Annotated in this window: 4 protein-coding genes; 3 read left to right on the forward strand and 1 reads right to left on the reverse strand. The window is 55.8% G+C overall.

Going from position 1 to position 4,531, the window contains the following annotated elements; all coding sequences use genetic code 11:
• Positions 1-140: 140 nt before the first annotated feature.
• Positions 141-941: a COG3904 family protein gene (locus tag SO180_RS41980; protein WP_449384637.1), complete on the forward strand. Its 801-nt coding sequence runs from the start codon at positions 141-143 to the stop codon at positions 939-941.
• Between the two features lie 53 nt (positions 942-994).
• Here SO180_RS41980 and SO180_RS41985 read toward each other — a convergent pair whose 3' ends face one another.
• Positions 995-2,038: a hypothetical protein gene (locus SO180_RS41985; protein WP_449384638.1), complete on the reverse strand. Its 1,044-nt coding sequence runs from the start codon at positions 2,036-2,038 to the stop codon at positions 995-997.
• Between the two features lie 798 nt (positions 2,039-2,836).
• Here SO180_RS41985 and SO180_RS41990 point away from each other — a divergent pair.
• On the forward strand, positions 2,837-3,814 hold the full coding sequence (locus tag SO180_RS41990) for a hypothetical protein (protein ID WP_449384639.1): 978 nt from the start codon (positions 2,837-2,839) through the stop codon (positions 3,812-3,814).
• 495 nt (positions 3,815-4,309) lie between these two features.
• Positions 4,310-4,516: a hypothetical protein gene (locus tag SO180_RS41995; RefSeq protein WP_449384640.1), complete on the forward strand. Its 207-nt coding sequence runs from the start codon at positions 4,310-4,312 to the stop codon at positions 4,514-4,516.
• Positions 4,517-4,531 lie beyond the last annotated feature (15 nt).

The raw sequence follows: 4,531 nt of genomic DNA on the forward strand, positions 1-4,531 counted from the left end.
AAATGGTGATCACGATGCTCTGGAATGGGTGATCACGATGGCCTGGAATCGGTGATCACGATCGGCTGGAACACGCAGACGCCGATAAGTTCTTCCAATCAGTTCGCCAAGCGAACGATTCTGGGAAGTTTGTTGCAAACGTGAGGCTAGATTCTCCCGGTGGCAATTTGCTTGAGGGAGTAAAGATCGCCGACGCCATAAGGTATGGCAAGACATCCACAAATGTTGGCAAGGCAGCAGTCTGCGCGTCGGCGTGCTTTTTGATGTTTGCCGCCGGCTCGACGAAGAACGCTAGTTACGGCGCCCAAATTGGAGTGCACGGAGCTTCCGGCGAAAACGGCGAGGAGACAGCCGCGTCCGGTGCTGCGACAGTCTCTATGGCCAAAATAGCAAAAGAGCTGGGCGTCCCATCCGCGATCATTGGTCGGATGGTCGTCACATCTCCCCAAGATATGGTTTGGCTAAGCCCACAGGAGCTTCAGTCGATGGGCGTCACGATGATGGGTCGTCCATCTCAATCGGGTCCGCCAGTCGCCAACCTGCAGCAAACCCCAGCAAAGGAGCCCTTGCCGCTGTTACCGTCAAATACGGGTGTCACCGCTTCTCAAACCTACAAGCCAACCGCTGCACCCACCTGGGCCGAAGTCGTAAGTCGAGCTATGGAACGATCGGCTAGTCAAAATAACGGCAAACCGCTCTTCAGCCGCTCCTGCCAACCCGAGCTAAAGGTGTGCAACATAGGGGTGAGTTACGTCGATAATCAGGGCAAAATCGCCTTTGTGAAGACCGTTGAGGACATGACCGGCAAGGTCATCGTGCGCGAAGCATGCACATTAAACGATTTCAATGATGTTCGAACTTGCATCAACTGGGACAACGGCACCTCTCACCGCGACATGAAAGACAGTAGTGGTGTCTGGTCAAAGGTGGCCGACGAGTAGACGGCGAGCGTAGAGCCCGCCAGCTAGAACCGGCGGGCGTCCTTGATCGAACCTCACCAAAGACTTTCAGACACAGTATTGACCAGCCTGGTGTCCGTGTCATGGCCGATCGGTGCATCGAGGGACCATGGCGTCTTGATGTCACCATATTCGTGGCCGCGCGGGCAGTACCTCAGAGCACGCTTCCTGAAGACACCAAGGTTGGTTAGCTTGAGGATGCGTCCCGCCTCGGCATTTTTCTCCACCAGCTCATTTGCCTTCGCGCCCCATTCAGGATCGATGAGACACTGCGAACGGAAACCCTGATACCCGGCCCATTTCGTGTCGCGCAGTGCGATGCGGAGCGGCTGCCCGCCCTCGAGCTTTTCCATTACGAGTTCTGGATGTGGCAGTCCGCGCGGGTCCTTCGGGCTGCGCCGCTTTTTCGGCGTGGATTTTCGGTTTTTGTGGAATACTGCGACACGTTCCATCCGATCAGCGCCGCCTTTGGTCGACCAGACGTGATGGACTACTGCGAAATCTGGCACTTGGCGAATGGTCCGATAGAACGCACTGACGTCGACAATCTTCCTGAGCGCCGCGAACCGGACACCCTGTTGCATGGCCCTGACGACCTTCAACATCGTTCGAGGTTTGAGCGGGGCACCGCGCGACTTTTGGCGTTCACGTTCGCACTGTTTACATTCGCGATTGATGCGTCCGTTCCGCGTCCGAAGCCGAGTATTCTCTTTGCTGAGTGCGTGACCACGAGAACAATGTGTCTGCGCGCGTTTCCGGAGAACACCGCAGTTTTCAAGCCTTCGGGCGCGACCGGCCTCCGCGTTCCGTTCGACCAGAGCCTTGGCTCTAGCTGCCCATTCTGGATGCAACTTGCAGTGCGAATGCCATCCCTCATAGGAGGCCCCAGGCATTAGGGCATCCTTCAACACGGCGCCATTTTCCAGTCGCGTCATGACAGTGTCGGCATTCGCCATTCCTTTCGCGGCGCTCGGTGTGCGGCCTTTGCGGGAGGCGCAAACATTAGTCAGTAGTTCAATCTTGGGCCTCAAGCTTGCATCGTCGATACACGGCACGCCTGTCTCTTGACCTGCTTCCATCTGGTCATCTCCTTGCGCGGAATGCGCTCAGAAGAGCCGAATCCTAAGTCGAGCCCCACGCGAGTCCTCGCGGCAGCAAAATGAAGGAGAGCCGCGGGATTTTCTGTGACAGATTTACCGAGCGGGTGGATGCTGCGGGCGGCATCTCACGATGCCGCCCTGGAGCGTGCAAAGCCACCCTGCCCTAGTTGCTAGTTGGCCAACTGACTGCTCGACTGGAACGCCGCAAGACAGCAGCCTGTCACCTCTCCAGACTGCACCATCCGGCCGATCTCGACCATCGCCTCCGCACTGAGAATTATCTTGGCAGTGACGGCCCTCCGCCTTCTTTTGTGAATTTCGAACGTCATTCGCCGGATACGGTCTTGTGTTCGACGGTTCGCAGCACACCGCGGAGGGGTTCGATCGAGCAGAACTGAGGCAGCCATTCAATGGGCTTGAGCGCGCGGCGATTCCAGGCTCGTCGGACCTCCCGCAGCGGCTGGCAGCTTCACCGGTCCCGCCATCGCAGCTCGATACGGCCACGACAGCCGCCCGCTTCCGATCACCACGGAGAATGTTCCCCGACAAGTGTGATCCGTCTCACACAGACAAGCGTTCAAGCTCATTAGCTTGTGGGTGCTTTATCCGTGCTACGAGCCAGCGGAAACTGCTCTTCGTGACCGCCCCATGCATTGATGCCTTCGATTATCCTGATAGAGGCCGGTAAACAGACGCCATTGAAGCTGAGATCGCGCGGCCCCTCGAAGAATGCCAAGGATTACCCAGTCGCTGGTTGGATAGGCAAGGAGGCCGCCCGTGGACACCGACAATTCGGCAACATCCGACGCAACGGCAGTGCCACTGGGCTGTGCCGAGGATACTGTAACGCGAGTGGAGATCAGACCTCCAGTCCTCTGGCGAACTGTGCAGTGGAGCGGGTGCGTATTAATGGCAGTCGGCTCTCTATACTTTGCCGGCCTTGGCATCAGCGTGCTCGTTCATATTGATCAAGGACTCGCCACGGCAATGAAGCTTGTGAGCCACGCATCGGGTACGCCTTTCTGGGCGCTCCCAATGTTGCTTCTTGCACTCCCCTTTTTAAGCTCGTCGGCGATCTTTGGGCTGATAAGAATGACACAACCCTTTGGGTTCCTTGAAATTCGTAAAAACGGATTGCTACTGGCCTGTTACACCTTAGGTCCCGTTAGCCTGAGTGGATCGGGTGATTGGTTTCCTTGGGGCTTCGCCGACTGGAGCAATCTCGCATCGGCCGGGGTTTTTAGACTTCAAGGAATGAGATGCATGGGCCTTGGCCTTATTGACCTAGAAGTTTTCTTGGCAAGCCGAAAAAAACTCAAAAGAGAGGATCTGGCAAGACGAACCCGATTGGGACCGCATTGGGCGGGGATCACAATGAATTGGATGAAGGTAACCTCAATCGGAAAGTTCTCCGAGATGATTTGGTCTGTCCGTGACGTAACGGTGCCTAAATCCTCAGACGAGAAGGATGTACTGACCTGGAATCAGGAAAATTATGGATTTCACATTATCCTCGTGAATCGGGATATTCCGTGTGGAGCACAAGCCTTAGTGGACATGATTGAGAGGGCACGCAAAGCAGCTATTGATCGTAGCACATCAGACGAAAGAATCATTCAAGAGCATGAGCGTCGAGCGAGTTTGCTGCCCGCCCCAGAAGCCAGGCTTCATGAAATTGCTGATCTTTTGAACAAAGGGTTGATCTCATCTGAGGAGTATCATCGCAAGCGCGTTGAAATCCTTTCGAACGTCTAGGATGAACTGGCCTCCCGAGGGCGACGCTCACGCTGCTTGACCATAGTCAGCCGTCCGCTCAAAGTAACCTAGCTAACATCTGCCGCTGGTCGGACTGGACTGAAAAGCGAAGGAGAAGCGAAGCTGAGCAACGACACGTTGGCCAAACTTGTTGTCGTCGCTTTGCTTCTGGCCACGGTTATGATCTGGCGCGGGTCAGAACAGGTTCGCGCATCTTGTCACCACCACTGCCTCACCGACTTCTCCGCCATTCGTCGATAGCGGCCGCCACCGCCCCTTGCGCTCGCCTCCCGTTAAAAGTGGGAAGGTCTAGCCGGATGACGCTGATAAGTTAGCCGGTTGTCCGTACCCGCGAGAAGCTCGGAGATAGCTGCGACTACGGCACTACCGTTGGAGTTCTACTTACCGGGACTTAAAGTCGCAGAGCTAGCAGGTTGCGAGCGAGAGTCGGTTCAACATAGTCTGGCACTAAAATTCTCCGACGGGGGGTGCGAAATGGATCCCGCTACCGTTGCCCAGGCCATTGCCTCGATTATTGCCAAAATCAACGAGTACAATGAACGATCAGCTGCACGGGCGTGGCAGTCCGAAGTTACGAGCAAGCTGGATCTAATCATTTATCAGAATGGTCAAATTATCGGTATCGCTCCGGCGAAGGCCGCCTTGCGCGGTGTGATGGAGATTGAAGACATAGGCGTATGACTGACCATACGCCTA

This window comes from Bradyrhizobium sp. UFLA05-112, from assembly GCF_053572325.1.